Consider the following 24,664-nt stretch of genomic DNA (forward strand, 5'->3'; position numbering starts at 1 on the left):
GAAGGCGGCAAGATCACCTACACCGTGACCTTGGTCAGCGAAGACAACAACCTGCCAGTGACTGGCCATGGTGGCGTGACCGTCACCCTGACCGGCGGCACGCAAGTGTTCATCGCGGCAGGTTCTGCCAGCGGCACTGTCAGCATCAATGCGCCGGACGACGTGTACGTCGGTGGCCAGCCTGCAATCACCAAGGCCATCACGGACATCACCGTCGCCGGTGACAAGCAGTTCGAAAACCTGGTGGCGAGCAAGACCACCGTCACCACGGCGGTGACCGATGAGCCGGCCGGCCAGGGTGACCTGGTACTGGTCAACATCGTGGCCAACCAAACCTCGGTCAATGAAGCCACGCCGCCTCTGTTCACCCTGACCTTGAACCGCGTGTTGGACAAGGACCTCACCGTCACCCTGAGCAACAACGCCACCGTTGTGTTCAAGGCCGGGGAGACCAGCAAGTCCTATGTCGCGCCAGCTCAGGGCGATGACGTGTTCAAGGACGAGGGCAAGCTGGAGATCGGCATCGCCAAGGCTGAAGTGCCGAACGCCAAGTTCGAGAACCTGGTGCTGGGCGCGCCTGCCTCGGTCAACATCACCGACACCATCAGCAAGGTCACCGCCGTGCTGGCTGTGGATAACACCACCGTCGTCGAGGGTGGCAAGATCACCTACACCGTGACGCTGGTCAGTGAAGACACCAGCCTGCCTGTGACAGGCCACGGCGGTGTGACCGTGACCCTGACCGGTGGCACGCAAGTGTTCATCGCGGCGGGTTCTGCCAGCGGTACGGTCAGCATCAATGCGCCGGACGACGTGTACGTCGGTGGGCAGCCTGCGATCACCAAGGCGATCACCGACATCAGCGTTGCTGGTGACAAGCAGTTCGAAAGCCTGGTGGGCAGCAAGACTGCCGTAACCACTACCGTGACCGACGAGCCAAGTGGCCAGGGTGACGTGACCACCGTAGGCATCAGTGGCACCACTTCGCTGACCGAAGGCGAGACGGCGCATTACACCCTGACGTTGAGCAATCCATCCCAGTCCGAAGTGACCGTCACCCTCAGCTACTCGGGCACGGCCAAGAACGGTGAGGACTTCACGGGTGTCACTACCGTGAAGATTCCGGCCAACAGCTCCGGCGTGACCTTCGATGTGCCGACGATCGACGACAAATTGGTCGAAGGCACCGAGAACTTCACGGTCAAGATCGAAAGCGCCACCGGTGGCAACTTCGAGAACTTGCAGGTAAACGGCAGCAAAGGCAGCGTCACCACCGCCATCCTCGACAACGACAACCTGCCGGTTTCCCCAGGCGGTGCCGTGTATGGCGTGGAAGACACCGACTACGTATTCGCCTGGGGGGACTTCAAGGTCACCGACCCGGATGGCAACACCGGTCTGGCCGTGACCATCACCTCGCTGCCGGCTGCAGGCAGCCTCAAGTACTTCAACGGCAGCAGCTGGACCAACGTTACCGTCGGCCAGGTGATCAGCCAGGCCGATATCGCCGCCAGCAAGCTGAAGTTCGTGCCGCTGCTAAACCAGTCTGGCGCTGACGGCTACGGTGGCACCGGCGTGGGCAACCAACAGGCCGACTACGCGCAGTTCAAGTACAAGCCCAACGACGGGACCAACCTGGGCACCGAGACGACCATGAAGGTCGATATCAGCCCGGTGGCCGACATGCCGACCCTGGCCATCGGCAGTGCCGATGTGGTGTCCAAAGGCCTGACCAAGGAAGTGTGGACCACCCTGAAGGACCTGGGCACCAACGGCAATGGCATCACCGGTGATGCACTCAAGACGGTCTTTGCCAACTCCGGCAGCGCCACCTCCAGCGGCACTACCACCAACGTCCAGTCCGACGGCAGCGTGAATGGGGGCAGCGGTTCGAAGACCTCCGGCCTGATCTACCTGGAAGCAGGCAAGACCTACACCTTCAGTGGTACTGCCGACGACAGCTTCCTGGTCAATATCGGTGGCAAGACCGTGGTCACGGCCACGTGGGGTGGCGGCGGCCAGGTGACGGGGTCGTTCACGCCTACGGCGACCGGCTACTACCCGATCGAGGTTTACCACGCCAACCAGTCCGGCCCGGGCAGTTATGACCTGAACATTCAGGTGGGCTCTGGCGGCGTGACGGATCTGAGCAGCGCGAACATTCGCATGTACCAGAACGTGACCGAGATGGCCAACGCTGGCCTGACCGTGTCCGACGCGCACACGGTCAATGGTCAAACCTACTACGATGGCTACAAGCTCAACGAAGGCCCAGAGAACGGTACGGTGAAACTGGTCGGTATTTCGACCGCCCTGACCGATACCGATGGTTCCGAGACGCTGAACGTCACACTGGGCGGCTTACCAAAAGGAACGGTGTTAACTGACAACGCAGGACATACAGCTACAGTCGCCGATGGGCCGATCAATGTAACAGGGTGGAAACTCAGTGGCTTGACCCTTACCCCACCTGCCTACTTCAAGGGCTCGTTTGACATCACGGTCACTTCAACGGCTACTGAAAGTCTGGGTGACTCCGCTAGTACCGTTGGCCGTATTCCGGTTACGGTTTATGGCGGCGTTTACAAAGCCAGTGTTGGTACATCGGGCAGCGACGTACTGAATGGCAGCGAAGGTCATGACATCATCGTGGCGGATGTATCTGGCCTGAACGTGGTGGCCGGAAAAAACTACAACATTGCATTCATTGTCGACAGCTCCGGCAGTATGACAGACGAATCGATTGCCGCAGCGAAGACACAGCTGGAATCTGTATTCAAGACACTCAAAGCGAGTTTGGGGGCCGACACGTCGGGAACGGTTAACCTCTTCCTGGTAGATTTCGATACTCAGGTCAACCAAAATATAGCCGTCAATCTATCGGACGCGAATGCTCTGAGCCAACTTCAAAGTGTTCTGAGCTCCATGCAGGGCGGCGACTACGGCGGCGGCACCAATTATGAAGATGCGTTTAAAACTACAGCTAACTTCTTCAAGAGCAAGATGGCGCTGGGCAATACGAACGCTGAGAATCTTACGTACTTCATTACCGATGGTAAGCCGACCTATTACCAGCGTGGCGAGCAGACTGATGCCCGACTGTGGACGAACGGCAAAATGCTGGACGAGGTTGTTAATGTTAACAACTACAAGGTTGGTGCCACGTTCAGTGAGTGGGCTGACTCGACTCACAGGGTGGACATAAACAGCGCTGGACAGGTAAAAGTTACAACTTATGGCTACAATTTCTGGGGTTCGTTTGTTGCCATGTCCACGAGCACTATCGGGACAATCCATGCCCAAGGTGATGGCACCTACGAGCTGTCCAGTTTGGGCGGCACTGGCAAGAATTCATCCTCGAATTGGAGCGATTCGGCTACAAATACAACTGATAGTTTCATGTTGCTTGGTGGCAGTTCGACCGTGCCGGGACTGAGTAAGGTTCAGGCTATTGGTTTGAATTCTGACGTCAGCCTCGCTGATCTCAAACCGTACGATACGGCGGGCAAACCGCAGACCAATATAGATCCGTCCAAACTGGCAAGCGCGGTTCTTGGACATACTGAGGCGACGTTGCCTGGTGCCGATACGGTCGACGGTGGAAATGGCAACGACATCATCTTTGGTGACTTGATTACCTTGAACGGTGTTGTCAGCGAGGGCTATCAGGCCTTGCAAACGTATGTCGCCCAGAAAACAGGGGTTGATGCCAGTGCTGTCACCACTAGTAATGTTCACCAATACATCGCTGAGCACTACACCGAGTTCGATATTTCAGGGCCTAACGACGGCAACGACATCCTCTCGGGCGGCAACGGCAACGACATCCTGTTCGGTCAGGGCGGCAACGACATCCTCGATGGCGGCAAAGGCAATGACATCCTGTTGGGTGGTTCGGGCAACGACACCCTCATCGGCGGCCCGGGTAACGACATCCTGATCGGCGGCAGCGGTGCCGATACCTTCGTCTGGAAGGCCGGTGATTATGGCAATGACGTCATCAAGGACTTCAACCGCTCCGAAGGTGACCGCATCGACCTCAAGGACCTGTTGCAAGGCGAGAAAGGCAGCACCATCGACAACTACCTCAAGCTGTCGACGGTGGAGGGCACCACGACGTTGCAGGTCAGCAGCGAAGGCAAGCTCAACACCGATGGCGGGCTGGCCAATGCTGACGTCACCATCAAGCTGGAAGGCGTGAACTGGTCCAACCAGACGATCAATTCGTTGATCAGCGGTGCCGACCCGACCATCATCATCCACAACAAAGACAGCTGACGGTCCATGACCGGGGCAACCGTAACAGGTTGCTCCGGTGTGCCTTGACCTGGCGCAACTGCCTGGGCAGGCCTTCCGCCACGCACTCCCACAGCGCATACTTTCGCGCCGCACCCACGCGTGCGGCGCTTTTTGCCTATGCTGCTGTCTACCCTGAAGGAATCCATGTGACGAGGGACATCGCCATGTTCTACGTGCAACGCGACGCCGCTGGCCAGTTGCAGCGAGTGGAAGCTGCTGCGTTCGACGAATTTACCGAAATGCTTCCGGCCGACCATGCCGACATTCAGGAATGGTTTGCCGATGACGTCGTGGAAAATAGCCTCAATCAGCTCAAGCAAAGCGACTTGGACATGATCCGGGTGCTTGAAGACTTGATCGATGTCCTGACCGCCAAAGGCGTGTTCAAGATCACTGACCTGCCACCGGGCGCCCAGGCCAAACTCCTGAACCGTTCGACAGCGCGCAAAGCGCTGAGCAGCCTCAATAACCTGATAGAGGAAGAAGAAGAGGGTGGCCTGATCTGACGCCGAACTCAGGCACCGACCGAACTATGGTTATGCTTTAAAGGTATTTAAAATATAGTTCTTATGACCTTATAGTTCACTCCACTGCGTACCCGTCGACCAATCGATGCGCCGCACGACTCGAACCCACACGGGAGTCCCCCGTGCGTTTCCGATCGTCGCGCGTCATGAAGTCGCGCACTGCGTGGGAGTGAAACATGCCAGCCGCCTTGAACGCCCTGTTGCTCATCGATAGCGCGCCGTCACAACATTTTGATGTCCACCCGTTCGCCGGCGCCGTCGGCGCCGAAATCGTCGGCCTCGACCTTTCCAGGCCGCTCAATGCCCAGGACTTCGCGCGGATTCACCGTGCCCACCTCGATCATCATGTGCTGGTTTTTCGCGATCAGCGCATCACGCCTGAGCACCAGATCGCCTTCAGCCGCCGTTTTGGCGAACTGCAGATTCATGTGCTCAAGCAGTTCCTGCTTGAGGGGCATCCTGAAATCCTGATTGTTTCCAACATCATCGAGAACGGCCAAAACATCGGCCTGGGCGATGCTGGCAAATTCTGGCACTCGGACCTTTCCTATAAGGCACTGCCCAGCTTGGGCTCGATGCTACACGCCCAGGAACTCCCTGACGAAGGCGGGGACACGTTGTTCGCCGACATGCACAAGGCCTGGGACGCAGTACCCGCTGCGCTGCGCACGCTGGTAGCCGGGCGCAATGCCGCTCATTCCTACACCGCCCGCTATGCCGAAACCCGATTCGAAGGCAATTGGCGCCCTGCACTGACAGCCGAGCAACTGGCCCAGGTGCAGGAAGTGGTCCACCCCGTCGTGCGCACCCACCCTGAGACCGGGCGTCAGGCCTTGTTCGTCAGTGAAGGTTTCACCACCCGCATCGTCGGCCTGCCGGAAGACGAAAGCCGGGATGTCCTGCAACAGCTGTATGCCTTGAGCGTGCAGGATGACAACGTCTATCGCCATCAATGGGAGCCCCACGACCTGGTGTTCTGGGACAACCGCTCCCTGATCCACCTGGCTGCCGGTTGCCCTGCGCACCTGCGGCGCAAGCTCTACCGCACCACCATCCAGGGCGATGCCCCGTTCTGACGAAAAGGATTCCATCATGCGCAAATCCATCAGCCGCCTGGCGGCAAGCATCGGGCTGGGCGCAAGCCTCATCATTGGCAGCCTGACGGCCCCCGCCGCCGCCCAGGCAGAAGGCAAGATCCGCATCGCCGAACAGTTCGGGATCGTCTACCTGCTGCTCAATGTGGTGCGTGATCAGCACCTGATCGAAAAGCATGGCAAAGCGCAGGGCATCGACATCGACGTCGAGTGGGCACAGCTTTCCGGTGGCTCGGCCATCAACGACGCGTTGCTATCCGGCTCCGTGGATATCGCAGGCGCTGGCGTAGGTCCGCTGCTCACCGTCTGGGATCGCACCCGAGGGCGACAGAACGTCAAGGCTGTGGCTTCGCTGGGCAACTTCCCGTATTACCTGGTCAGTAGCAATCCGGCTGTGAAGACCATTGCGGATCTGTCCGAAAAGGACCGAATCGCAGTGCCGGCAGTGGGGGTGTCGGTGCAGTCGCGCCTGCTGCAATACGCTGCGGCGCAGCAATGGGGAGATCAGCAGTACAACCGGCTGGACAAGTACACCCTGGCTGTTCCTCATCCCGATGCTACGGCCGCCTTGCTGGCAGGCGGTACCGAACTCAACGGGCATTTCTCCAACCCGCCGTTCCAGGACCAGGCACTGGCCAACAAGAACGTGCACATCGTGCTCGACAGCTACGACCTGCTCGGACCGAATTCGCCCACGCTGCTATTCGCCACCGAAAAATTCCGCAAGGACAACCCCAAGACGTACAAAGCCTTCGTCGATGCCATTGCCGAAGCGGCCACATTCGCCCAGAACGACAAGGCGGCAGCCGCCGATACCTACATCCGGGTGACCAACGCCAAGATCGACCGCGCAAGCCTCATCAAGCTGATCGACAACCCTCGGTACGAATTTACCGTCACGCCAAAGAACACCTACAAGCTCGCCGAATTCCTCTACAGGGTCGGCGCGATCAAGCATAAGCCAGCGTCATGGAAGGATTATTTCTTCCAGGATGAACGCCCGTTGCAAGGGAGCTGAGTCATGACTGCGCCATTGCCAGGCCACACGGTCAGCACCTTGATCCACCCCGCAGCACCGCCGTTGCTGAACGTGCAGGGCCTCACCCTCGAGTACCGCACCCGGCGACGGGTGGTGCGCGCGACCCATCAGGTCAGTTTCGAGGTGGATCAGGCAGATCGCTTCGTCCTACTGGGGCCTTCGGGTTGCGGCAAGTCAACCTTGCTCAAGGCCGTGGCTGGCTTCATCGAACCCTGTGAAGGGCAGATCCTGCTTCAGGGGCAGCCCGTCAGCGGCCCGGGGCCGGACCGAATCGTGGTGTTCCAGGAGTTCGACCAGTTGCCACCTTGGAAGACGGTGAAGCACAACGTCATGTTTCCGCTGTTGGTATCGGGCCAATTGAAGCGGGCCGAGGCCGAAGACCGGGCGCTTCACTACTTGGATAAAGTCGGCCTTGCAGCTTTCGCCGATGCCTACCCGCATACGCTGTCGGGCGGTATGAAGGCGCGCGTGGCGATCGCCAGGGCCTTGGCCACGCAGCCGAAGATATTGCTGATGGACGAACCCTTTGCCGCACTCGATGCACTTACCCGGCGCAAGATGCAGGAAGAATTGCTGCTGCTCTGGGAGGAAGTGCGCTTCACCCTGCTGTTCGTCACCCACTCTATCGAGGAGGCCTTGGTCGTGGGCAACCGCATCTTGCTGCTCTCACCTCACCCCGGCCGGGTACGCGCCGAGGTGCACAGCCACCAATATGACTTGGGCAGCCTGGGTGGCAGCGATTTCCAGGCCAGTGCCCGGCACATACACCGCTTGTTGTTCGATGAAGCTGCTGGCCCCGCGCAGGTCGACGATATTGGTTTCAATGACATCCGCATTGCCTACTGATCAGGAGTTTGAGCCATGACCACAACCTCTGTGCGCCAGAAATACGAGGTGCAGCTAGAGCCCTTGCTCAGTGTGCCTGTGGAACGCGACCTGTCGTTGACTCAGCGCCTCTGGCAGCACGGCTGGCTGCGCAAGGCCGTCATCCTGGTGGTCATCGCCGTGGTCTGGGAAGCCGTCGCCCGTTACCAGAACAACGACCTGCTGCTACCGACCTTCCTCCAGACCGCTGCCGCGTTTTGGGAAGGCCTGGTCAGTGGAGAGTTGCCGGCCAAGGTCGGCGTGTCGCTGGTGATCCTGCTCAAGGGCTACCTGCTGGGCATCATCCTGGCTTTTGGTCTCACTAGCTTGGCTGTCTCGACCCAGCTTGGGCGCGACTTGCTTGGCACTTTGACCTCCATGTTCAACCCCCTGCCTGCCATCGCCCTGTTGCCATTGGCATTGCTGTGGTTCGGGCTAGGCGAAAACAGCTTGATCTTCGTCCTGGTGCATTCGGTACTCTGGGCCCTGGCGCTCAATACCTATGCAGGATTCCAGGGCGTTTCCGACACCCTGCGCATGGCCGGGCGCAACTACGGCCTCAAAGGGCTACGGCTGGTGATGCACATCCTGGTGCCGGCGGCGTTGCCCTCGATTCTGTCCGGGCTCAAGATCGGCTGGGCGTTCGCCTGGCGCACGTTGATCGCCGCGGAACTGGTCTTTGGCGCCAGCAGCGGCAAAGGTGGCCTGGGTTGGTACATCTTTCAGAACCGCAACGAACTCTATACCGACAAGGTGTTCGCAGGCCTTGCGGTGGTCATCCTGATCGGGCTGCTGGTTGAGGGGATTGTCTTCAGCACGCTGGAGCGCCTGACGGTCAAGCGTTGGGGCATGCAGCGCTGAACAGGCAGGCGCGGACGCCGGCCATTGGCCAAGGCCAGTGAGCGCTCCCCTGATCATGGCGTTTGATACTGGGCTGCGGCGTTGCTGAGAATCTTGCCGATCTCTTCGCGCAACTGCGCAGGCTGCTCGACCACCAGCTCATCCCCACGGCTCAATAGCCACCAGCGCAACGAGCTCCCATCGCTCACCGTGGCCCGCAGCCGATGCCCTTGGTCATGGGCGGTCAACTGCATGTCGCTGCTCAGTGGGGCCTCCCTGAGCTGGCGCGCCAGTGGATCGCTGATGCGTGCCACCAATTCGATGCCTTCGCCCGGTGGCGCTTGCAGCGCCTCTCCTTTGAGGTGTGCCAGCAGATCGGTGGTGCCGCGTAGCTCGTTCACCACGCCGGCCGCCCAGTGCCACCCGTAGGGGATGCTCTTGTCATTGCGCTCCAGCGGAAAGATCAGCGACAGGTCATTGAGGTCGCGCTCCACGGTGCGCTTGCTGACGGTAAAGCCCAGGTCTCGTAGCCGACAAGCCAGTTCGGAACTGGTGAGCCCTGGAGAACGGCCCGGTAGCTGGCGCAGCAGCGCCCACTGACGGCTGAGGGTGGCGCGAGTGGTGGCGAACGGCAAAAGGTAACGTCCTTGTCTAGGCTTGCCGCTCTAGGATGGCGGCACGCGAGGGGCATGGCAATTGGCCACGGACCGCTCAGATCAAGTAAGTGACGGTTGGTTGCCTGCCACCGAATCGTTCGCGACAGGTTTTGACGTCCTGTTGCGCAGAATCACGCCTCATCACAGCCGAAGGTTGAGGTTGTGCATCGTTCAATGAGGATGAACATGTCTGCTGTCGGCAATATCCATTCGCTGCTCGCCCGCCTGCTTCCGGCACAGGTGATCGTTCCTCCCGCCGTTGCCCGACGCCAGCGGCTGTTTGCAGGTGTCGGCATGCCCAGTCAACGGACGATGCTGGTCAGCCGTCTGGACGAAGCCAGTGACCTGCAAGCGGTCTACCAGGATCTGCGCCTGCAAGCCCTGCAAGGGAACGTCGCGGCGCTGAACGACCTTGGTTGGATCTGGCTCAATGGCAAGTACTGGCGTGCTGATACCGTGCTGGCCGGGCACCTGCTGCGCATGGCGGCGTTGCAGGGCAGTGCCGTGGCCTGGTTCAACCTGGGGCAGCAGCACTACTTCGGCAAAGGTGTCGACCGTTCCTACACCCAGGCCGCCGAATGCTACCGCCAGGCGTTCGAGCGGGGCATGTCGCATGCGGCCGCTGCGCTGGGAGACTTGTACGAAGAAGAAGTGTGTGATGCCCGGATTCAATGGCAAGTCGATCCACAGCTTGCCTACCGATGGTTCCTGCAAGGTGCCGAGCAGGGTGAGGCACGCTGTCGCTTTGAGGTTGGCTACCGGCTGATTCACGGTCTGCATGTGCAACCGGAGCTCAAGCCGGCGTTGTACTGGCTCGAACTGGCGGCCGCTGCGGGTGTGGTGCAGGCAGCTGAAGAACTGGCCGTGCACTTCAGTCGACGCGATCAGGAGCGGTATCAGCAATGGCGCGACCGCGCCGTGCAGATGGGCAGTACCTTGGCCCTGACCATGAAGCTGGAAGACCAGGTTCAGCCCTGAAGCGTTGGTGCAGTTAGCTGCGAGCTTTGCACTGTAAACAAGATTTCATGCAGGCGCTTCGTCGCCCCCTGTTGACGGAAGGGGGAGCACCCGGCGTATATTGATAGTTAGCAAACTATGAATATATGTGGTTTTCATGTCCCTTGATCTTCTGCGTCTACAGGTCAGCAGCGGCCTGGTCGTTGCCGCTCGCCACTGGCGCCGCATCTGTCACGTGGCGCTGACCGGCTACGGCATCTCCGAAGCCTGTGCCGCGCCACTGCTGATGATCGTGCGCCTGGGCGATGGCGTGCACCAGGTGGCCGTCGCCCAGGCGGCTGGGCTGGAAAGCCCGTCCCTGGTGCGCTTGCTCGACCAGCTGTGCAAGGCCGGGTTGGTGTTGCGTAGCGAGGATCCACTGGACAGGCGCGCCAAGGCCCTGAGCCTCACAGTTGAAGGGCGCGCGCTGGCCGAGGCCATCGAGGCGGAGCTGGTAAGGGTGCGGGGTGATGTGCTGAGTCGTCTCGATCCAGAGGACCTGCAGGCCACGCTGCGTGTACTGCGCGCATTCGAAGCAGCCGGGCTGGGCAGCACGGGCGGGGTCGCATGAACGGCTTCTTCAGCTCGGTACCGCCGGCTCGCGATTGGTTCTACGGCGTGCGCACCTTCGCCGCCTCGATGATTGCGCTGTATATCGCCCTGCTCATGCAGTTGCCGCGTCCGTACTGGGCCATGGCGACCGTCTACATCGTTTCCAGCCCCTTCCTGGGGCCTACCAGCTCCAAAGCGTTGTACCGCGCCCTGGGTACCTTGCTGGGTGCCGCTGGGGCAGTGCTGTTGGTGCCGCCTCTGGTGCAGTCGCCGCTGCTGCTGAGCATCGCCGTGGCCCTGTGGACGGGGACGTTGCTGTTCCTTTCTCTGAACGTGCGTACGGCCAACAACTACGTGTTCATGCTGGCCGGGTACACCTTGCCGATGATCGCCCTGGCAGTGGTCGACAACCCGTTGGCCGTGTTCGACGTGGCTTCCTCGCGGGCTCAGGAAATTTGCCTGGGGATCGTCTGCGCAGCCGTGGTCGGGGCCATTTTCTGGCCGCGGCGGCTGGCGCCCGTGGTAGTGGGGGCAACCGGTAACTGGTTCAACGAGGCCATTCGCTATAGCGACAGCTATCTGGTCCGGCAGCAGAGCACGGTCGATGTCGGAGGTATGCGCGGGGCGATGGTGGCGACCTTCAACTCACTGGAGTTGATGATCGGCCAGCTCGGCCATGAAGGGACCGGGCCTCATACCTTGAAAAACGCCCGTGAGCTGCGTGGGCGCATGATTCACCTACTGCCGGTCATTGATGCGCTGGACGACGCATTGACGGCCTTGCAAGGGCGCGCTGCGCAGCAATTCGAACAGATCCTGCCTGTGCTCGATGCAGCCCGTGAATGGCTCAAGGGCACGGCAGAAAGCCCTTCTGTCCAGCAGTGGGCAGCCTTGCACCAAAGGATCGACGAGCTGCGGCCGGATGCGGCTGCACTGGACCAGCGTGCCGAGCTGTTGCTGTCCAACGCGCTCTACCGGCTCACCGAATGGGTAGATCTGTGGCAGGACTGCTGTACCTTGCAGCATGCCCTGCGCACCGATGACGCCACACCCTGGCGCGCCGTTTACCGCCACTGGCGCCTGGCGCGCTTGCGGCCATTCTTCGACCGGGGCCTGATGCTCTACTCGGTCACCTCCACCGTCCTGGCCATCATCGTTGCCTGCGGCCTGTGGATCGGCCTGGGCTGGAATGACGGCGCCAGTGCGGTGATCCTGGCGGCTGTGTCGTGCAGCTTCTTCGCCGCGATGGACGACCCGGCCCCACAGATCTACCGCTTCTTCTTCTGGACCCTGCTGTCGGTCATTTTCTCGAGCCTGTACCTGTTCCTCGTGCTGCCCAACCTGCATGACTTCCCGATGCTGGTACTGGCCTTCGCCGTGCCTTTCATCTGCATCGGTACGTTGACGGTACAGCCGCGCTTCTACCTGGGGACATTGCTAACTATCGTCAACACCTCGACCTTCATCAGCATCCAGGGTGCTTACGACGCCGATTTCTTCACCTTCCTCAATTCCAACCTCGCCGGCCCGGTTGGCCTGCTCTTCGCGTTCATCTGGACCTTGGTCATGCGCCCCTTTGGTGTGGAGCTGGCTGCCAAACGCATGACCCGTTTCGCCTGGCGCGACATCGTCGAGGTGACCGAGTACGCGACCTTGGCCGAGCATCGCAAGGTGGGTGTAAAAATGCTCGATCGCTTGATGCAGCATTTGCCGCGTCTGTCGCAAACCGGCCAGGACAGCAGCGTGGCGCTACGGGACTTGCGTGTGGGGCTGAACCTGCTCGACTTGCTGGCGTACATGCCGCGCGCCGGTCAGGTTGCCCGTGAGCGACTGACCCTGGTGATCGCTGAAGTGGGTGCCCATTACGCGGCCTGCCTGCGCGCCGGTGAGCGGCTGCACGCGCCACCTGCACTCTTGCGCAACATGGAAAGGGCCCGACTGGCGCTCAGTCTCGATGAACCCTGCGAACGCCTCGACGCCCGCCCGCATTTGTTGCATGCACTGGCTGGCCTGCGCCTGGCACTGCTGCCGGGTGTCGAGGTCATGCTCGAGCCTGCGGAACAACTGCAACTGCCGTCTGGCCTGGATGGAGCGCCCCTGTGATCGGTGAACTGGATATCAGTGGGGTATTCCTGCCCACGCTGCTGGTAATGATGATTGGAACCTACCTGCTGTTTCTGGGTGTCCACGCCGTACTGGTGCGTGTGCACTTCTATCGCCTGGTCTGGCACCGGGCATTGTTCAACGTTGCCCTCTACGCCGTGCTGCTCGGTGCGGTGGACCATTTCTGTCGAAGCCTGATGCTGCCATGAAAAAACCTTTGCTGACCCTGGGCCGTGTGGTCCTTACCCTGTTGGTAGTGACATTTGCCGCCGTACTCGTCTGGCAGATGGTTGTGTACTACCTGTTCGCACCCTGGACGCGCGATGGCCACATTCGCGCCGATGTGATCCAGATCGCCCCGGACGTGTCCGGGTTGATCCAGAAGGTCGAGGTGCGTGACAACCAGACCGTCAAGCGCGGCGATGTGCTGTTCACCATCGACCAGGACCGTTTCAGCCTGGCGCTGCGTCAGGCCAAGGCCACGCTCGGCGAGCGCCAGGAAACCTTGGCCCAGGCCTCGCGGGAGGTGAACCGTAATCGCAAGTTGGGCAATCTGGTGGCGGCCGAACAGCTCGAAGAAAGCCAGTCGCGCCAAGCGCGCGCCCGCTCGGCGGTCAGCGAGGCGCAGGTGGCTGTCGACAGTGCCCAGTTGAACCTTGATCGCTCGGTGGTGCGCAGTCCCGTGGACGGTTACCTCAACGATCGCGCGCCGCGCAACCATGAGTTCGTAACCGCGGGGCGACCGGTGCTGTCGGTGGTCGACAGTGCCTCTTATCACGTCGATGGCTACTTCGAGGAAACCAAGCTGGGGGGCATTCACATCGGGGACGTGGTGGATATTCGTGTGATGGGCGACAACACCCGCCTGCGCGGGCATGTGGAAAGCTTTGCAGCCGGCATCGAGGACCGCGACCGCAGCAGCGGCACCAACCTGCTGCCCAACGTCAACCCTGCCTTCAGCTGGGTGCGGCTGGCCCAGCGGATTCCGGTGCGGATCGCCTTTGACGAAGTCCCGCAGGATTTCCGCATGATTGCCGGGCGAACCGCCACTGTCTCGATCGTCGAGGGCCAGCACCCATGAAACGGCTGATGCTCGCAGGGCTATGCCTGTCGCTTGGCGCGTGCATGACGGTCGGGCCAGACTACGAGCTGCCCAAAGAGGCGGCAATACAGCGCACTGACCTCAACGGCCCCCTGCGCCAGGATGCCGACAGCGTAGTGTCGGCACCGGTGCCGGAGGATTGGTGGCAGCTGTATCACGACCCGCGGTTGAACGCGCTGGTGCGCCAGGCCTTGAGTGCCAATACCGAACTGCGCGTTGCGGCAGCGAACATCGCCAAGGCCCGCGCGCAGGTCGACATCGCTGAGTCTCAAGGGGGCTTCGACGGTGGAGTGAAGCTAGGCGCCCAGCGCCTGCAGGAGTCTGGCGAGGCTTTCTTGCAGCCCGAAAAGGTGCCTGTGGCCAACATCGGCGAGGCGATCATCAGCGCGTCATACCAGTTCGACCTGTGGGGCACCTTCAAGCGCGGCACAGAGGCCGCCAAAGCCAGTGCCGATGCAGTCCAAGCCGCAGCGGACACGGCGCGGATCACGCTGGTGGCAGATGTGGTCAAGGCCTATACCCAGGTATGCTCGGCCAACGAGGAATACCACATTGCCCGTGAGTCGCTCGATTTACAGGCGCAAAGCGTCAAGCTCAGCCAGCGCCTGCGCGATGCGGGGCGTGGCGATGAAACCCAGGTGACGCGGTCGCAAACCCAGTTCAAGTCGTTGGGCGCCGAGCTGCCGCGATTCAAGGCCGAACGTGAGACAGGCCTGTATACCCTGGCCGCATTGCTGGCGGTCCCCGTGCAGAAGTTGCCAGCAGGCGTTGCCGATTGTGCCGAACTTCCGCAGCTGACTCAGCTAGTGCCAGTGGGCGATGGCGCCGCGTTGCTCAAACGTCGCCCCGATGTGCGTCAGGCAGAGCGACAACTGGCTGCTGCTACCGCCAATATCGGTGTGGCGACCGGCGCGCTTTATCCACAGATCAGCATCGGCGCGCAGGTCGGGACCATCGGCATCCTGGACAATTTGGGCGAGCCTTCGACCAACCGTTGGGGCTTCGGCCCGCAGGTCAGCTGGAGTATCCCCACCGATGGCACGCGGGCCCGCATTCGCATGGCCGAAGCGTCCACCCAGGCAGCCTTGGCGAATTTCGATGGCGTAGTGCTCAATGCCATACGCGAAACCCAGACGCGGCTGGCCCAATACAGCGCATTGCTGGACCGGCGCGATGCACTGGCCGAGGCCGAGAAGTCAGCTCGGGAGGCGGCCGACCAGACGCACCGGTATTATCAGGCTGGGCGGGAGTCGTTCCTGGCGGACTTGCAGGCGACGCGGACCTATACCGACATGCGTGCGCAGTTGGCGGCTGCGAACAGCCAGGTTGCAATGGGGCAGGTTGGCGTGTTCCTGGCGCTTGGAGGCGGTTGGAAGCGACCCGTCGAGCACTGATGGGAAAATAGGGTCTGTGTAAAAAGTCTTGAGAACAGGGTCAGGTGAGGCGAGCGCAGCCCAGGTGGCGGGCTTATGGCTTGTAAATGAGCCTTCCAAGGCCACTGCAAGGCAGGGGCTGCAGCACAGCCCCACGCACTCACAAGGTCAGGCCGGCTGGGGCGCCCTCAGAATATTCTGCAGCAACTGAACACTTTCGACCGCATCGTGACCCAGGCTGGTCAGGTAGCCACCGTCGGGTTGATCGGTCAGGCCTTTTTCGTGCAGCCGCTGCGCGGCGGCGATGAGGGTCGGGGATGCGGTGTTGTGAATCTTGATGCCTTCCTGGCTGCTGTCGAGGTTGAACAGTGCGAGGACTTCCAGTTCAGCGATCAGTTCGGGTGAAAAGGACATGGCGACTCCTGACTTCCAGACGAGGATAGCGGCACCGCGGGGGGTGCCTGAATCTGGAGTGTAGCCGTGTTATTCGTCCTCGCCTTGATCCATCTCAGGAGGCAGTTCAGGCAGCGCGCGCAGGGCGTTTTCATACCACTGGCTATCGAAGGCTCGATCCTGCGCCAGCATGTTGTCGATCTCGAAGGCCAATACGTGGGCCATCAGGTTGAGGATATCCTCGCGCTCATACCCGACCAGTGTCAGCTTGTTGAACGTAGCCTTCGCCGCAGCCGGCTCGCCGCTTTCGATCTGGTTTTCGATGGCCTGCGTCAGCGTGGCTTCGGCAAACGCTTCATCGTCATTGTCGATATCGGTGGGCTCGCTCATGGGATTACTCCTGTGGTGGGCGCTACAGTTTGCCACGTCCGTGGTGGCAATGCCTGGTCATCGACCGGGTGCATGACGCTGGTCAGCCGACGGCGAACGGGCTATAACAGCCCTGCCATCCCCATACGGCCCGGAGGCTGTCGAACCATGCTCAAGCTCCACGGATTCCCTGTCAGCAACTACTACAACATGGTCAAGTTGGCCTTGTTGGAAAAGGGCGTGCCTTTCGAAGAAGTCCTGTTCTTCAGCGGTCAGACGCCTCAGGTGCTGGAAGTCAGCCCACGTGGCAAGGTGCCGGTACTGCAGACCGAGCACGGCTTTCTCAGCGAAACCACGGTGATCCTCGACTACATCGAGCAGACCCAAGGCGGCAAGGCGCTGCTTCCCGCTGACCCGTACGCGCAGGCGAAAGTGCGTGAACTGGTCAAGGAGATCGAGCTGTACATCGAGCTTCCTGCTCGCACCTGCTATGCCGAAGCCTTCTTCGGTATGCCCGTGGAACCATTGGTCAAGGAAAAGGCACGCACCGAGCTTCTGGCAGGTTTCGCCACGCTCAAGCGCAACGGGCGTTTCGCGCCTTACGTGGCAGGCGAGCAATTGACCCTGGCCGACCTGATGTTCTGCTTCTCGGTCGACCTGGCATGCGCCGTAGGCAAGAAAGTGCTCAACATCGACTTCCTTGAAGATTTCCCTCAGGCCAAGGCACTGCTCGAGCAGATGGGGCAGAACCCCCACATGGCAAAAATCGTGGCAGACAAGGAAGCGGCAATGCCGTCATTCCTTGAAATGATGCGCAACAAGCGCTGAAACAGCGGGCGAGTCCGGCCAGATGGGGGCTTGTTTCAAAGCCCCCTTCAACCTCAGTATTTTGCCCATGCGACGAGGGAGGGTTAGCTCTCAACCCGTCACTCAGCGCCGTTAGCGCGCAGCCAGCAACGCCTTGCCGCGAGCCACCGCTGCGCGTACCTGTGCCGGTGCCGTACCACCGATGTGATCACGGGCATTTACCGAGCCTTCCAGCGTAAGAACGGCGAATACGTCCTGTTCGATCTGGTCACTGAACTGACGCAGCTCTTCCAGGCTCATCTCTGCCAGGTCCTTGCCGCTATCGACCCCGTACTTCACCGCGTGGCCCACGATTTCGTGGCAGTCACGGAACGGCAGGCCACGGCGCACCAGGTAGTCGGCCAGGTCCGTTGCGGTCGAGAACCCGCGCAAGGCGGCCTCGCGCATGATGGCATGCTTGGGCTTGATGGCCGGGATCATGTCGGCGAAGGCACGCAGCGAATCGCGCAGCGTGTCTGCGGCATCGAACAGCGGTTCCTTGTCTTCCTGGTTGTCCTTGTTGTAGGCCAGCGGCTGGCCTTTCATCAGGGTCAGCAGTCCGGTCAGCGCACCGAAGACGCGCCCGCTCTTGCCACGCACCAGCTCTGGCACGTCCGGGTTCTTTTTCTGCGGCATGATCGAGCTGCCGGTGCAGAATCGATCGGGCAGGTCGATGAACTGGAACTGGGCACTGGTCCACAGCACCAGTTCTTCGGAGAAGCGCGAGAGGTGCATCATCGCCACACTGGCGGCGGCGCAGAATTCAATGGCGAAGTCACGGTCCGACACGCCGTCCAGGGAGTTGCCTGCCACGGCTTCGAAGCCCAGCAGCTTGCAGGTCAGCTCACGGTCGATCGGGTAGGTGGTGCCGGCCAGCGCAGCGCTGCCCAATGGCATGCGGTTGGTGCGCTTGCGGCAGTCGACCAGGCGTTCATGATCGCGGCTGAGCATTTCGAACCAGGCCAGCAGGTGGTGGCCGAAGGTGACGGGCTGGGCCGTCTGCAGGTGTGTGAAGCCAGGCATGATGGTTTCGGCTTCGCGTTCGGCCTGTTCCAGCAGCCCTTTTTGCAGGCGGGTGATTTCGGCCAGAATCAGGTCGATTTCGTCGCGCAGCCACAGGCGAATGTCGGTTGCGACCTGGTCGTTGCGGCTACGGCCGGTGTGCAATTTCTTGCCGGTGATACCAATGCGGTCGGTCAGACGCGCTTCGATGTTCATGTGCACGTCTTCCAGGTCGACGCGCCAGTCGAAGGCACCAGCCTCGATTTCGCCCTGGATGGTCTTGAGCCCGTCGATGATGGTGTCACGCTCGGCATCGCTGAGCACACCGACTTGCGCCAGCATGGTGGCATGAGCGATGGAGCCCATGATGTCGTGGCGGTACAGGCGCTTGTCGAAATCGACCGAGGCCGTGAAACGGGCGACGAAGGCGTCTACGGGTTCACTGAAGCGGCCGCCCCAGGACTGATTGGTCTTGTCAGTGCTCATGGTTTCACTCATTGCAGGCGTGAACGAAAAATTGCCGCGATGATAACAGGGTTGGGCCCAGTGCCGCAGGGCGCCTGCAGAGTGTGAGGGTGGAAAAGGCGTAGCGCGATGTAGGCCACGGAGATTTCACCGATTGAACGGCAGTGTTCCATGGACCGTCTACAGTTTGACAGAGGCGGGCAGCTAATCTGCCAGCCACAGTGAATCTTTGGCTATCGCACCGGTCTAGAGCGTGACACGCAGCGTCGCTTCACACAGCTGTCTACGCTTTTAACCGTGCGAGACTCACTCAGGAATCCAGCGCAATTATGAATGTCCTGATCGTTGATGACGAACCCCAAGGCCGCGAGCGCCTAAGCCGAATGTTCGGTGAACTCGAGGGTTATACCGTGCTGGAGCCAAGTGCCACCAATGGTGAAGAGGCCCTTGCGCTGATCGAAAGCTTGAAACCCGACATTGTCCTGTTGGATATCGGCATGCCTGGCCTCGATGGTCTGCAGGTCGCCGCCCGACTGTGCGAGCGTGAGGCGCCACCTGCGCTCGTGTTCTGTACCGGTGATGACGAGTACGGGGAAGACGCCTTCAAGGAAACTCCCCTCAGCTACGTGACCAAGCCTGTGCACGGGCAGGCGCTTCGTGAGGCACTGCGCAAGGCCGACCGGCCAAACCGCAGCCAGCTGGCCGCGCTCACTCGTCCAGGCCACGAGGGCGGTGGTCCCCGCAGCCACATCAGTGCCAGAACCCGCAAGGGCATCGAGTTGATCCCTATCGCTCAGATCATCTACTTCATCGCCGATCACAAGTACGTGACCCTGCGCCATGAAACGGGCGAAGTGCTGCTCGACGAGCCGCTCAAGGCACTCGAGGATGAATTTGGCGACCGTTTTGTGCGTATCCACCGCAATGCGCTGGTTGCGCGGGAGCGGATCGAACGCCTGCAACGTACACCTCTGGGGCATTTCCAACTGTACCTTCGAGGGCTCGACGGCGATGCCCTGACCGTGAGCCGGCGTCATGTAGCTGGCGTGCGCAAGATGATGCAGACCCTTTGAGCGCTTGACGCCGTGGACGTGCCAGTGCTCATGGCAGTCGCACAGGGGCGCACCGCCGGGCCTGTCATCGGCAGCTTCGGCCCAGGCTGTTGATCCGTATCTGCTAGTGCCGCCGGTGATGCTGCTATCATCGGCGGCATTTCTCTGGTTCGGGGCGTTACATGTCCACTCGCGAAATCCGTATTGCCACTCGTAAAAGTGCCCTGGCCCTGTGGCAGGCCGAATACGTCAAGGCGCGCCTGGAACAGGCCCACCCTGGCCTGAAAGTTTCCCTGGTGCCTATGGTCAGCCGGGGCGACAAGCTGCTCGATGCACCTTTGGCCAAGATCGGCGGCAAAGGGCTGTTCGTCAAGGAACTGGAAACCGCTCTGCTCGAGCACGAAGCCGACATCGCCGTGCACTCGATGAAAGACGTCCCCATGGACTTTCCCGAGGGCCTTGGCCTGTATTGCATCTGCGAGCGTGAAGACCCGCGCGATGCGTTCGTTTCCAACCGGTTCGACAGCCTTCAGTCATTGCCTGCCGGCAGCATCGTCGGAACTTCCAGCCTGCGTCGACAGACCCAACTGCTGGCCCGCCGTCCCGACCTGCAGATTCGCTTTCTGCGCGGCAACGTCAATACACGCCTGGCCAAGCTCGACGCGGGTGACTACGACGCCATCATCCTGGCGGCAGCCGGGCTCATCCGGTTGGGCTTCGAAGCGCGAATCACCGATAGCATCAGCGTCGACGACAGCCTTCCTGCCGGGGGGCAAGGCGCTGTTGGCATCGAATGTCGCAGCGCCGACGTAGAGATCCACGCGCTCCTCGCGCCTTTGCATCATCTCGATACGGCCGATCGTGTGGTAGCCGAACGCGCCTTGAACAAACGCCTGAACGGCGGTTGTCAGGTGCCCATCGCCTGTTATGCAGTGCTTGAACAAGACCAGCTGTGGCTTCGGGGCCTGGTAGGGCATCCAGATGGCGGTACGCTGTTGGTCGCCCAGGCTCGGGCGCCTCGCCTGCAAGCTGAAGCACTCGGTGTGCAGGTGGCCGAAGATCTGCTCAATCAGGGTGCTGAGGCCATTCTCAAGGAAGTCTACGGCGAGGCAGGGCATTCGTGAGCCCTTGGCGCCTGCTGTTGACCCGACCCGCTGAGGAGTGTGCAGCGCTTGCCCACACACTGGGCCAAGCTGGCATAGCCAGCAGCTGCATGCCTTTGCTTGCGATCGAACCTGTCATGCTGCAGCCGCCGCAATTGGCGTTGCTCAAGGGACTGTCTACTTACCAAGGGTTCATCGTGGTCAGTAAACCGGCTGCCAGGTTATTGCTGGCGGCAGCGGCGCAGCGGCAACTGCCCGTACCGATGCAGGGTTGGTTCACGGTAGGCGCGGCTACGGCTGCGGTGCTGCAGGATGCACAGCTTGATGTCAGCTTCCCCGCATGCGGGGACGACAGTGAAGCCTTGCTCGAATTGCCTGCGCTCCAACAGGTTCTGGCGAACGCAGGGCCGCGCATCTTGATCGTGCGGGGTGTCGGAGGTCGCGAACTGTTGGCAGAGCGTCTTGCTCAGCGAGGTGCTACCGTCGATTATCTGGAACTGTATCGCCGCGACCTGCCGTCGTACCCTGCGGGCTACCTGTTGCATCGCATCGAAGCGGAACGCCTTAATGGCCTGGTGGTCAGCAGTGGACAGGGTTTCGAACACTTGCAGCAACAGGCTGGTAGCCAATGGCCGCAGCTGGCACGCTTGCCGGTGTTCGTACCAAGCCCGCGGGTCGCTGAACAGGCCCGGGCCGCAGGTGCCCAACACGTTGTGGATTGCCGTGGCGCCAGCGCTGCGGCCTTGCTGGCAGCCGTGCAGCGCAGCGCTGCACCTGCCGACCCAGGCGCCAAGCTCTAGGCGGCGCGCCCCCATGCAAAGGATGGATACGTGAGCGAGACTGTCTTGTCCAACAAGGATCAAACGTCGGCCCAGGCGCCGACGGAGCCTGTCACCCCAGTGCCCGCCAAGCGCTCCGGCAATGGCTTAGCCGCGCTGGCCCTGTTGTTGGGCGCTGCCGGCATCGCTGTAGGCGGCTGGGGCGCCTGGCAAGTGCACCAACTGCAAGGCAGCGAGTTCGACCAGGGCCAGCACCTGGAGGCGCTGAACCAGCGAGCCGAGGCGCTTCAGCAGCGTGAACAGAAAATCAGCGCACAGTTGGCCGGTCTGCCGGCAGCCAGTGAGCTTGAAGACCGTCGTCGTCTGGTCGCGCAGCTCCAAGGCGATCAGCAACGTCTGAGTCAGCGGCTTGAGACCGTACTGGGTGAAAGCCGCAAGGAGTGGCGCCTGGCCGAAGCCGAGCACTTGTTGCGCCTGGCGACCTTGAGGCTGTCGGCCTTGCAGGACATCACCAGTGCCAAGGCGCTGGTCGAAGGGGCCGACGAGATTTTGCGCGAGCAAAGCGACCCTGGCGCCTTCGCCGCGCGCGAGCAACTGGCCCGCAGCCTCGCCACGCTCAACAATACCCAGCAGCCTGACCGCACCGGTCTGTTCCTGAAGTTGGCGGCCCAGCGTGAGCTCGTCCAGCAACTGAGCGCCCAGCCCCCGGAATTCGACAATGACGCCAATGCCATGGGTGCGCTGACCAGTGACGGCGATGGCGCCAGTCGCCTGTCCAAATGGTGGTCGGAAATATCCAAGTATTTCCAGATTGAATTCAATGCAGACGAGAATGTGAAGCCACTGCTCGCGGGGCAGCAGCTCAATCAGCTGCGCCTGGCGTTGAGTCTTACGCTGGAACAGGCGCAATGGGCAGCGCTCAACGGCGATGCGAAGGTCTATGCCCAGGCATTGGACGATGCACGCAGCGTGCTGCTGGCCAACTTCAACGCCGACAATCCGCAGAGCAAAGCCATGCTCGACAGCCTGAACGCACTGGCCGAGCAACCCGTTTCGGTCGTTACCCCTGACCTCAGTGAAAGCCTTGCCTCCGTTCAGGCCTATATCCAGCGCCGGCATCTGCCTGCCGAGGACAAGGGAGACAAGCCATGAAGCGTGTCTACCTGTTGGCGGTACTGGCCATTGTGGTGGCAGCGGCCCTCGGCGTGGCCGTGGCCAAGCACAGCGGCTACGTGATGATTTCCTATGGCAGCTTCCGTTATCAGTCCGGGCTTTGGGCCGCGCTGTTGGGCTTGCTGGCCGTCATCCTGGCGCTGTTGGTGCTGCGTTTTCTGGTCGGCCTGCTCCTGGCGTCCGGCGGGGCGGTCAACCCTTGGTCCCGGCGCAACCGCAGCCGGCGCAACCGCGTTGCCATCGAACAGGGCCAACTGGATCTGGCAGAAGGGCGCTGGGCCAGCGCCCAGCGTCATCTGCACAGGGCTGCAGAAGCCGAACGCCAACCGCTGATGTATTACCTTGGCGCCGCCAAGGCCGCCAACGAGCAGGGCCGTGTCGAGGAAAGCGACGGTCTGCTGGAGCGTGCGCTGGAGCGGCAACCTCAGGCAGAGCTTGCCGTGGCCTTGACCCATGCCCAACTGCAAATGGACCGTGGCGACAACGACGGGGCGCTGGAGACGTTGCTGGCCATGCAGGAGCGCCATCCACAGAACACTCAGGTACTGCGTTTGTTGCAACGCTTGCAGCTTGAGCGCGGCGACTGGTCTGCGCTCATTCGCCTGATGCCGGACCTGCGCAAGAACAAGGTATTGCCCGCCACCGAGCTCGCCACGCTCGAACGTCGTGCCTGGGGGCAAAACCTGAGCCTGGCACAGACCCGGGGTGAAGATGCGCAAACGGCCCGCCAAGCCCTGGAGCGTGCCTGGCAGCAATTGACCTCCGCCCAGCGTCAGGAGCCGCAACTGGTCCTGGCCTATGCCGAGCAACTGCGCCAGCTCGGCGCTCAGGGCGAGGCCGAGCAGGTATTGCGCACGGCGCTCAAGCGCAACTACGAAAGCCACCTTGCTCGGCTGTACGGCCTGGTGCGCGGTGAAGACCCTGCCCAGCAGCTGCAGACCGCCGAAGCTTGGCTCAAGGACCATCCTCAGGATGCCAGCCTGCTGCTGACGCTGGGTCGGCTCAGCTTGCAGAATCGGCTGTGGGGCAAGGCCCGTGACTATCTGGAAAGCAGCTTGCGCATGGAGCGCAACCCCGAGGCCTGCGCTGAGCTGGCACGTCTGCTCGCAGGCCTTGGCGAAACGGAGCGCAGCAACCAACTCTTCCAGGAAGGGCTTGGTTTGCTCGATGAGCGACTGCTGGCGCTGCCGTTGCCGGAGACGGTTCGCGCTTGACCTGACCTTGGCCCGCGCAAAGCCGCGGGCTTCAAGGGGAGGTAATCTTTCGGCTCGGGCCAGAGAAATCCTGACGTATTTTCTTAAGGCGCGTCTTACACAGCAGTTGGATATTTCTTAGGTAACGCTGGGAATTGTCTCGACTGTTGTGCCTTGAAACAAAGGATGTGATTCCTCTACCGTTTCAAGCCACGACTACCGATACCGGGACCCTCACTGCCCATGCTGCCGGCCCGCCTGCGTACTTTCTTCTTCCCAACCTGCCTGGTGGCATTCACTGCCCTAGTCACTTCATTCAAGCTGCAAGATGCGCTCGGGCTGTTGCCGTGCCTACTGTGTGTGACACAACGGGCGCTGCTGGCAGGGTATGTACTGGTGTGTCTAAGCGCAGTGCTGCATGGGCCGGCACTCGAAGGCCAACGCCGCTATGCCCAGCTAGCGCTTGGCTTTGCACTGGGTGGCGCTGCAGTAGCCGCAAGGCATGTCTGGCTGCAGGGGGTTGCGGCCGATGACCTGGTCTGCCCCGTCGCCATCGACCACAACGCTGGGCAGTACTGGAACGAGCTTGCCCGGCAACTATTTTCCGGTGCCCCTGATTGCAATGCGCTGACCTGGAGCTTCATGGACTTGACGTTACCCGAATGGAGCCTGATGGCCTTTGTGCTCCTGGCTGCGTTTGCGCTCGGTCATCTACTTGCAGGTCGCCTGCATGCCCTGCTCACCCATGACCTCAAACAACGCTGAGCCGCAGCACGACCAATGGCGGTAAGACGGCGTATTAAACACTTGTACGAAGTTATTACCCTGCGTACCTTGAAGGGCA

Annotated in this window: 23 protein-coding genes; 19 read left to right on the forward strand and 4 right to left on the reverse strand. The window is 61.2% G+C overall.

Translation table 11 applies throughout. The annotated features are described in order from the left end of the window. The 6 genes from CRP40_RS12000 to CRP40_RS12025 all read left to right on the forward strand — a co-directional run. Positions 1–4,278: immunoglobulin-like domain-containing protein (locus CRP40_RS12000; protein ID WP_115065756.1), on the forward strand; the 4,278-nt coding region annotated here is incomplete at its 5' end. Positions 4,279–4,463: 185 nt separating this feature from the next. Further along, positions 4,464–4,805, forward strand: coding sequence for a hypothetical protein (locus CRP40_RS12005; RefSeq protein WP_023535786.1), 342 nt, complete (start codon positions 4,464–4,466; stop codon positions 4,803–4,805). A 197-nt stretch (positions 4,806–5,002) separates the two neighbouring features. Next, entirely contained in the window at positions 5,003–5,902 is a 900-nt protein-coding gene (locus CRP40_RS12010) for a TauD/TfdA family dioxygenase (protein ID WP_033694973.1), read from the forward strand. A gap of 16 nt (positions 5,903–5,918) precedes the next feature. Then, entirely contained in the window at positions 5,919–6,938 is a 1,020-nt protein-coding gene (locus CRP40_RS12015) for an ABC transporter substrate-binding protein (protein ID WP_027914182.1), read from the forward strand. Between the two features lie 3 nt (positions 6,939–6,941). Then, positions 6,942–7,805, forward strand: coding sequence for an ABC transporter ATP-binding protein (locus CRP40_RS12020; RefSeq protein ID WP_027914181.1), 864 nt, complete (start codon positions 6,942–6,944; stop codon positions 7,803–7,805). Positions 7,806–7,820: 15 nt separating this feature from the next. Then, positions 7,821–8,684: an ABC transporter permease gene (locus CRP40_RS12025; RefSeq protein ID WP_027914180.1), complete on the forward strand. Its 864-nt coding sequence runs from the start codon at positions 7,821–7,823 to the stop codon at positions 8,682–8,684. Positions 8,685–8,737: 53 nt separating this feature from the next. Here the strand turns inward: CRP40_RS12025 and CRP40_RS12030 are convergent, their stop codons facing one another. Continuing rightward, positions 8,738–9,298 (reverse strand): WYL domain-containing protein, encoded by a 561-nt coding sequence (locus CRP40_RS12030; protein ID WP_027914179.1) that lies wholly within the window; start codon positions 9,296–9,298, stop codon positions 8,738–8,740. Between the two features lie 207 nt (positions 9,299–9,505). On the opposite strand from CRP40_RS12030, the gene CRP40_RS12035 reads away from it, so the two are divergent. From CRP40_RS12035 to CRP40_RS12060, 6 genes are all read left to right on the forward strand, one after another. Next, positions 9,506–10,297: a tetratricopeptide repeat protein gene (locus CRP40_RS12035; protein WP_027914178.1), complete on the forward strand. Its 792-nt coding sequence runs from the start codon at positions 9,506–9,508 to the stop codon at positions 10,295–10,297. A 136-nt stretch (positions 10,298–10,433) separates the two neighbouring features. Further along, positions 10,434–10,886, forward strand: a complete 453-nt coding sequence (locus CRP40_RS12040) for a MarR family transcriptional regulator (protein ID WP_027914177.1) — start codon at positions 10,434–10,436, stop codon at positions 10,884–10,886. Then, a complete protein-coding gene (locus tag CRP40_RS12045) occupies positions 10,883–12,970 on the forward strand; it encodes an FUSC family protein (RefSeq protein WP_027914176.1) in 2,088 nt (695 codons plus the stop codon). The genes CRP40_RS12040 and CRP40_RS12045 overlap by 4 nt, the downstream gene beginning before the upstream one ends. Further along, on the forward strand, positions 12,967–13,179 hold the full coding sequence (locus tag CRP40_RS12050) for a DUF1656 domain-containing protein (protein ID WP_023535833.1): 213 nt from the start codon (positions 12,967–12,969) through the stop codon (positions 13,177–13,179). The genes CRP40_RS12045 and CRP40_RS12050 overlap by 4 nt, the downstream gene beginning before the upstream one ends. Then, positions 13,176–14,051 (forward strand): HlyD family secretion protein, encoded by an 876-nt coding sequence (locus tag CRP40_RS12055; protein ID WP_027914175.1) that lies wholly within the window; start codon positions 13,176–13,178, stop codon positions 14,049–14,051. Before CRP40_RS12050 ends, CRP40_RS12055 begins: the two co-directional genes overlap by 4 nt. Then, positions 14,048–15,466, forward strand: coding sequence for a TolC family protein (locus CRP40_RS12060; RefSeq protein WP_027914174.1), 1,419 nt, complete (start codon positions 14,048–14,050; stop codon positions 15,464–15,466). The genes CRP40_RS12055 and CRP40_RS12060 overlap by 4 nt, the downstream gene beginning before the upstream one ends. 147 nt (positions 15,467–15,613) lie before the next feature. Here the strand turns inward: CRP40_RS12060 and CRP40_RS12065 are convergent, their stop codons facing one another. Further along, positions 15,614–15,859 carry a TIGR02647 family protein gene (locus CRP40_RS12065; RefSeq protein WP_023535777.1) on the reverse strand — a complete coding sequence of 82 codons (246 nt, stop codon included), beginning with the start codon at positions 15,857–15,859 and terminating at the stop codon, positions 15,614–15,616. Between the two features lie 69 nt (positions 15,860–15,928). After that, entirely contained in the window at positions 15,929–16,228 is a 300-nt protein-coding gene (locus CRP40_RS12070) for a hypothetical protein (protein ID WP_023535746.1), read from the reverse strand. Between the two features lie 147 nt (positions 16,229–16,375). On the opposite strand from CRP40_RS12070, the gene CRP40_RS12075 reads away from it, so the two are divergent. Continuing rightward, positions 16,376–17,035, forward strand: a complete 660-nt coding sequence (locus tag CRP40_RS12075; protein ID WP_027914173.1) for a glutathione S-transferase — start codon at positions 16,376–16,378, stop codon at positions 17,033–17,035. Positions 17,036–17,146: 111 nt separating this feature from the next. Here the strand turns inward: CRP40_RS12075 and argH are convergent, their stop codons facing one another. Continuing rightward, the gene (argH, locus tag CRP40_RS12080; RefSeq protein ID WP_027914172.1) at positions 17,147–18,541 is read right to left on the reverse strand and encodes an argininosuccinate lyase; all 1,395 of its coding nucleotides are present in this window, start codon (positions 18,539–18,541) and stop codon (positions 17,147–17,149) included. A gap of 308 nt (positions 18,542–18,849) precedes the next feature. On the opposite strand from argH, the gene CRP40_RS12085 reads away from it, so the two are divergent. The 6 genes from CRP40_RS12085 to CRP40_RS12110 all read left to right on the forward strand — a co-directional run bounded on the left by CRP40_RS12085 (position 18,850) and on the right by CRP40_RS12110 (position 24,585). Beyond that, positions 18,850–19,593: a LytTR family DNA-binding domain-containing protein gene (locus tag CRP40_RS12085; protein ID WP_027914171.1), complete on the forward strand. Its 744-nt coding sequence runs from the start codon at positions 18,850–18,852 to the stop codon at positions 19,591–19,593. Positions 19,594–19,754: 161 nt separating this feature from the next. After that, positions 19,755–20,696, forward strand: coding sequence for a hydroxymethylbilane synthase (gene hemC / locus CRP40_RS12090; RefSeq protein WP_027914170.1), 942 nt, complete (start codon positions 19,755–19,757; stop codon positions 20,694–20,696). Beyond that, positions 20,693–21,475, forward strand: a complete 783-nt coding sequence (locus CRP40_RS12095) for a uroporphyrinogen-III synthase (protein WP_027914169.1) — start codon at positions 20,693–20,695, stop codon at positions 21,473–21,475. The genes hemC and CRP40_RS12095 overlap by 4 nt, the downstream gene beginning before the upstream one ends. A gap of 30 nt (positions 21,476–21,505) precedes the next feature. Next, complete coding sequence (locus tag CRP40_RS12100; RefSeq protein ID WP_027914168.1) at positions 21,506–22,606, forward strand: uroporphyrinogen-III C-methyltransferase; 1,101 nt, start codon at positions 21,506–21,508, stop codon at positions 22,604–22,606. After that, on the forward strand, positions 22,603–23,841 hold the full coding sequence (locus CRP40_RS12105; RefSeq protein ID WP_027914167.1) for a heme biosynthesis HemY N-terminal domain-containing protein: 1,239 nt from the start codon (positions 22,603–22,605) through the stop codon (positions 23,839–23,841). The genes CRP40_RS12100 and CRP40_RS12105 overlap by 4 nt, the downstream gene beginning before the upstream one ends. A gap of 222 nt (positions 23,842–24,063) precedes the next feature. Then, positions 24,064–24,585: a disulfide bond formation protein B gene (locus tag CRP40_RS12110; RefSeq protein WP_027914166.1), complete on the forward strand. Its 522-nt coding sequence runs from the start codon at positions 24,064–24,066 to the stop codon at positions 24,583–24,585. Positions 24,586–24,664 lie beyond the last annotated feature (79 nt).

Source organism: Pseudomonas sp. URMO17WK12:I9, assembly GCF_900230165.1.
In the GTDB taxonomy this organism is placed as follows: domain Bacteria; phylum Pseudomonadota; class Gammaproteobacteria; order Pseudomonadales; family Pseudomonadaceae; genus Aquipseudomonas; species Aquipseudomonas fulva.

Bases quoted from the DNA above. Each gene is read 5' to 3' on its own strand.
- CRP40_RS12005 (WP_023535786.1), top strand. From the start codon at position 4,464: ATGTTCTACGTGCAACGCGACGCCGCTGGCCAGTTGCAGCGAGTGGAA.
- CRP40_RS12010 (WP_033694973.1), top strand. From the start codon at position 5,003: ATGCCAGCCGCCTTGAACGCCCTGTTGCTCATCGATAGCGCGCCGTCA.
- CRP40_RS12015 (WP_027914182.1), top strand. From the start codon at position 5,919: ATGCGCAAATCCATCAGCCGCCTGGCGGCAAGCATCGGGCTGGGCGCA.
- CRP40_RS12020 (WP_027914181.1), top strand. From the start codon at position 6,942: ATGACTGCGCCATTGCCAGGCCACACGGTCAGCACCTTGATCCACCCC.
- CRP40_RS12025 (WP_027914180.1), top strand. From the start codon at position 7,821: ATGACCACAACCTCTGTGCGCCAGAAATACGAGGTGCAGCTAGAGCCC.
- CRP40_RS12035 (WP_027914178.1), top strand. From the start codon at position 9,506: ATGTCTGCTGTCGGCAATATCCATTCGCTGCTCGCCCGCCTGCTTCCG.
- CRP40_RS12040 (WP_027914177.1), top strand. From the start codon at position 10,434: ATGTCCCTTGATCTTCTGCGTCTACAGGTCAGCAGCGGCCTGGTCGTT.
- CRP40_RS12045 (WP_027914176.1), top strand. From the start codon at position 10,883: ATGAACGGCTTCTTCAGCTCGGTACCGCCGGCTCGCGATTGGTTCTAC.
- CRP40_RS12055 (WP_027914175.1), top strand. From the start codon at position 13,176: ATGAAAAAACCTTTGCTGACCCTGGGCCGTGTGGTCCTTACCCTGTTG.
- CRP40_RS12060 (WP_027914174.1), top strand. From the start codon at position 14,048: ATGAAACGGCTGATGCTCGCAGGGCTATGCCTGTCGCTTGGCGCGTGC.
- CRP40_RS12065 (WP_023535777.1), bottom strand. From the start codon at position 15,859: ATGTCCTTTTCACCCGAACTGATCGCTGAACTGGAAGTCCTCGCACTG.
- CRP40_RS12070 (WP_023535746.1), bottom strand. From the start codon at position 16,228: ATGAGCGAGCCCACCGATATCGACAATGACGATGAAGCGTTTGCCGAA.
- CRP40_RS12075 (WP_027914173.1), top strand. From the start codon at position 16,376: ATGCTCAAGCTCCACGGATTCCCTGTCAGCAACTACTACAACATGGTC.
- argH (WP_027914172.1), bottom strand. From the start codon at position 18,541: ATGAGCACTGACAAGACCAATCAGTCCTGGGGCGGCCGCTTCAGTGAA.
- CRP40_RS12085 (WP_027914171.1), top strand. From the start codon at position 18,850: ATGAATGTCCTGATCGTTGATGACGAACCCCAAGGCCGCGAGCGCCTA.
- hemC (WP_027914170.1), top strand. From the start codon at position 19,755: ATGTCCACTCGCGAAATCCGTATTGCCACTCGTAAAAGTGCCCTGGCC.
- CRP40_RS12105 (WP_027914167.1), top strand. From the start codon at position 22,603: ATGAAGCGTGTCTACCTGTTGGCGGTACTGGCCATTGTGGTGGCAGCG.
- CRP40_RS12110 (WP_027914166.1), top strand. From the start codon at position 24,064: ATGCTGCCGGCCCGCCTGCGTACTTTCTTCTTCCCAACCTGCCTGGTG.